This window comes from Rhodopseudomonas sp. BR0C11 (assembly GCF_010820945.1).
GTDB classification, from domain to species: domain Bacteria; phylum Pseudomonadota; class Alphaproteobacteria; order Rhizobiales; family Xanthobacteraceae; genus Rhodopseudomonas; species Rhodopseudomonas palustris_H.
Map to the genome: position 1 here is coordinate 1 of NZ_QTKI01000411.1, position 4,220 is coordinate 4,220.

3 protein-coding genes are annotated in these 4,220 nt (G+C 63.5%); 1 reads left to right on the plus strand and 2 read right to left on the minus strand.

Annotated elements, in window-relative coordinates; genetic code table 11:
* Positions 1–388 precede the first annotated feature (388 nt).
* Positions 389–1,660 carry a cytochrome C gene (locus tag DYI24_RS22330; protein WP_164573888.1) on the minus strand — a complete coding sequence of 424 codons (1,272 nt, stop codon included), beginning with the start codon at positions 1,658–1,660 and terminating at the stop codon, positions 389–391.
* A gap of 494 nt (positions 1,661–2,154) precedes the next feature.
* On the minus strand, positions 2,155–2,391 hold the full coding sequence (locus DYI24_RS22335) for a high-potential iron-sulfur protein (RefSeq protein WP_205523632.1): 237 nt from the start codon (positions 2,389–2,391) through the stop codon (positions 2,155–2,157).
* Positions 2,392–2,801: 410 nt separating this feature from the next.
* Here DYI24_RS22335 and DYI24_RS22340 point away from each other — a divergent pair.
* Positions 2,802–4,220: amidase (locus tag DYI24_RS22340; protein ID WP_164573889.1), on the plus strand; the 1,419-nt coding region annotated here is incomplete at its 3' end.

The following is a 4,220-nucleotide window of genomic DNA, read 5'->3' on the forward strand; positions in this document are numbered from 1 at the left end:
ATCGAGGCCAGCGCCTCGGCCAAAGGCCCAGCGCTGATGAAGGGCGCCATCGCCGCCCTCGAAGCGTGCCAGCCCTACACCATGCTGCCGGCCGACAAGTACCGCGAATGGCGCATCCTCGACATCGGCTTCACGCCGCAGGATTTCCGGGGCGGCTAGGCCGCTTCGACTTTATATCCTTCAGATGAAGCTCTGGCAGCGGATCTGGGCACCCCGCCACACTTGCTACGCGCCGCACCAAGATGACGGCCACCAAAAACAAAGGAAGCCCCGGAACCGCCGGAGCTTCAGTCAAGGGAGACTCTACCCGACGCGCCATCCAGCCCAGATGGCGCGCCAACCCGATGCAAGTAACCGGTAGCCGGTCAGTGTCCCGACCAGCGCACCCTCAGAACAAAATCGTCGAATAGACGATGAAGGTGTTCTTGTCGTGCGACGTGACGGTGTCGCCGCTGTATTTGGTGTAGTAAAAATACTGCAGGCCGATGCGGGTGTTGAACCAGGGCCAGTACGGCGCACGGCTCGAGCCGAACGGCAGGTAGGCAAGCTCCGCCATGAAGCCTGTGGTGTCCGGCACGCTGTCCTGATTTCCCTGGTAAAGATTGGCGTCGGGCGATCCCCAGGTCCGGAAATACTGGCCGGTCGCAACCACCCGATTGTCGTTACCGATCGCGACGGTCGAGCTGGCCCGCAAGGTGTTCAGCGAGTTGCTCAGGTTCGCCGGAACGATCCCGCCGATATAGCCGGCATCATAGCGCTGCTCCTCGCGGATATACGCGCCCTTCAAGATCACCCAATAATTGTCGCCGCGATACTGATACTGCGTGTCGAAACCGAAGTCGGTGTACTTGTTGGTGGCTCCATATGGCACGTCGGCGAGATTGCCGGTGGTGTCGAGCGGCACAGGGACGCCGCTCACCGACCAGGGAGCGATCTCGAACCGGCTAGCGAAGCCGCCGACCATCAGATTGTGGTCCCCGAACCGCTGTTCCCAGGCAAGGCGGCCATAAGGGGCGACGCCGGCGATCTGGCCGAGACTGGCGAGCGGATCGGCGCCGAGCCGGGTCTGCGCCACGACGCCGAGGGTCTTGTAGCCGGTGACCTCGAGATAGAGCTGATCATTGATGAACAGATAGCCGCCGAGGCCGGCAACGCGTTGCGAATACGCGCCGTCGATCACCGTCGACGTCGCCGGGCCGGTGAAGCCGAGCTGAGTCGTGAAGTACGGATGCGTCCAGGCCGGCGCGGTATTCCACACATCCTGCACGGTTGGATTGTTGTGCGCGGTGATACCGAATAGCACATCGACGCCACCGATCTGGCCTGACTGCGCATAGCGGACATCGACATTGTCCCAACCCCACTTGCCCGACGCATCGGCGATCGCCGGGAAACTGTAAGTCAGCTGCGCGAACACGCCGACATTGTCGCTCATGGCACCGCCGCCGAACAGGCTCGCCTGCGCCAGACCGGTATTGTCGTTGGCGTTCCAGTGATTGACGCCGGGCGTCCAGTTCGGATCTGGCGCTTGTGTGTGGGTGTAGCCGCCGAGCAGCATCACGGCCAACGGCGGAAACCAGCCGGGCTCCTCCTCCGGCTTCTGCACCGCCGCGAACGCATCGGTGATCGCCTGCTCTGGCGTTGCGGCCGGCTTGGCCAACTTCGCATCGGACGTTGTTTGCTGGGCATAAGAGCGAAGCTGGGCGACAGCATCCTGAGATGCTGTCCCCGGCACAAGGACCGACTTGAGTTCATCCGCCGTCGGAAACACCTTGCCGGAAGGCGGGATCGGAAACAGCGTCTTGCGGAATGGCCCGCCGCCGAGCGTGTAGCCGCCGAGCTTGAAGCGACGGCCGAATGGCGTGAGACCGAGAACATCGGTGTGGCAGTTACCACAGGGTTGACCGGTCTGACGGGCGAAAGATCGGCAGCGCTTGCGCCGTCGGCGGGGTGACCACCAACGTTACACCGGTGATGACCGCGCCGCCGGCAAAGGCAACCATACCGCCAAGGAATTGTGTCGCTCGATCGCTAAATCTGCTCAAAGCCCGTCCCCAAACAATCAATTCTGTTCAAATCCGGACGCAGCCAACGCGGCTGCGTCCGCTCGATGCGCAACGCCTTTTGCCAAGCACGCTCGGCACAACAAACAGATCAGCCTTTCGTGACGAACAGCGAGCACCAGCCGTTCGCACTTACAGGGCCGTCAACGACCTTGCAGCTACTGGAAGCCGCAACGTAGTTCTGACACTTTCCGCAAGACTGCCCGCTGTGCGGCGAGGCTTGATACTGCGCCGCAGACTTGGCCATCTTGTCCGAAGCAAGTGCTTCGCTGGCAGCGAGCCCCACAATCGCGACCGCCCCAGCCGCTCCCGCCGCAACCCGAAGCATGTTGCGGCGCGACAATTCCACTAGACACACGTCACGCGTTGTTTTTGTCACGGTTTCCTCCCGATCAATGTTCAGCTCTTTTGGGATGCAAGATTGTTATTGGACGAGCGGCGCCAGCTCGATAGGAATAATTAGCAACAACAAATTTCGCGCCGTCGTCGACACGGCCTGGATTACTAAATGAACCCATAACCGCATACTTGGTAATTAGATCACTTGTTAGTATCCGAATCCGTTGACGCCGATCAAACTAATTTTTCATCACAGGAAATTGTGCTCACAAAGACCCTCTCTGTCAGCTCCCCGTCAGCATCCTTGCCTGTCGGGAAAATTGTCGCCATTGAAAACTATTGGCGTATAGTGCTGCGCCACGTCAGCGTACTAATCACCAGCCTACGGAGTTGCACGCCTTGTCCGCCTCATCCTGGAGCTTTGCGACCGTCACCGATCTTTCCGCCGCTCTGAGAGCCAAGCAGGTTTCCGCCGTCGAACTTGCGCAGGATGCGATCGGGCGGATCGAGCGGCACGACGACAAGGTCAACGCGGTGTGCGTCCGCGACTTCGACCGCGCCCTGCAGAGCGCACGGGCGGCCGATCTGGCGCTGTCGCGCGGCGGACGCGAGCCGCTGCTCGGCATTCCGATGACCGTCAAGGAGAGCTTCAACGTCGCCGGCCTGCCGACCACCTGGGGCTTCGTCGAGCACAAGAACTTCGTCGCCGCCGCCGATGCGCTGGCGGTCGAACGGGTGAAAGCCGCAGGCGGCGTGGTCCTCGGCAAAACCAACGTGCCGGTCGCGCTTGGCGATTGGCAAAGCTACAACGAGATCTACGGCACCACCGGCAATCCGTATGATCTCGGCCGCACGCCGGGCGGATCGTCCGGCGGCTCCTCCGCCGCGCTCGCGGCCGGCTTCGGCGCGCTGTCGCTCGGCTCGGATATCGGCGGCTCGCTGCGGGTGCCGGCACATTACTGCGGCGTCTATGCCCACAAGCCGACCTTCGGCCTGTGCCCGGCGCGCGGCCATACGCCGCCGCCGTTTCCGCCGCTGCCGTCCAATCGCGATCTGTCGGTGATCGGCCCGATGGCGCGCTCGGCCGCCGATCTGGCGCTGCTGCTCGACGTCATCGCCGGCACAGACCCGATCTTCGACGGGATCGCGTACCGGCTCGATCTTCCGCCAGCACGGCACACAACGCTGAAGGACTTCCGCGTGCTGCTGCTGGATACCCATCCGCTGCTGCCGACGGGCGCTGCGGTGCACGGCGCATTGCAAACTTTGGCGGACGGCCTGACCAAGGCCGGAGTCAGCGTCACCCGTTCCTCGCCGCTGCTGCCCGATCTTGCCGAGACGTCGCGGGTCTACATGCGGATGCTGCTGTCGTTCCTCGCCGCCGGCTTCCCGCCCGACCTCTACGCCGGCGCGCAGGCGATGGCGGCCCAGCTCAGCGCCAGCGACGACGGCCTCGCCGCCGAGCGGCTGCGCGGCATCGTGCTCAGCCACCGCGACTGGGTCGCCGCCGACAGCCGCCGCACCGGCCTGCGCGCGCAATGGCGCGAGCTGTTCAAATCGTTCGATGCGGTGATCTGCCCGGTGATGCCGACTCCAGCGTACCCGCACGATCACCACGAGCCGCAGGAAGAGCGCCGCATCAAGATCGACGGCAAGCAGCATCCTTACGTCGACCAACTGGTGTGGCCCGGCATTGCCACCCTGCCCGGCCTGCCGTCAACAGCGCTGCCGATCGCGATGTCGGACGACGGCCTGCCGATCGGCGCGCAGATCGTTGGCCCCTGGCCGGAAGACCGCCCGCCGCTGAAGCCCCCCGAA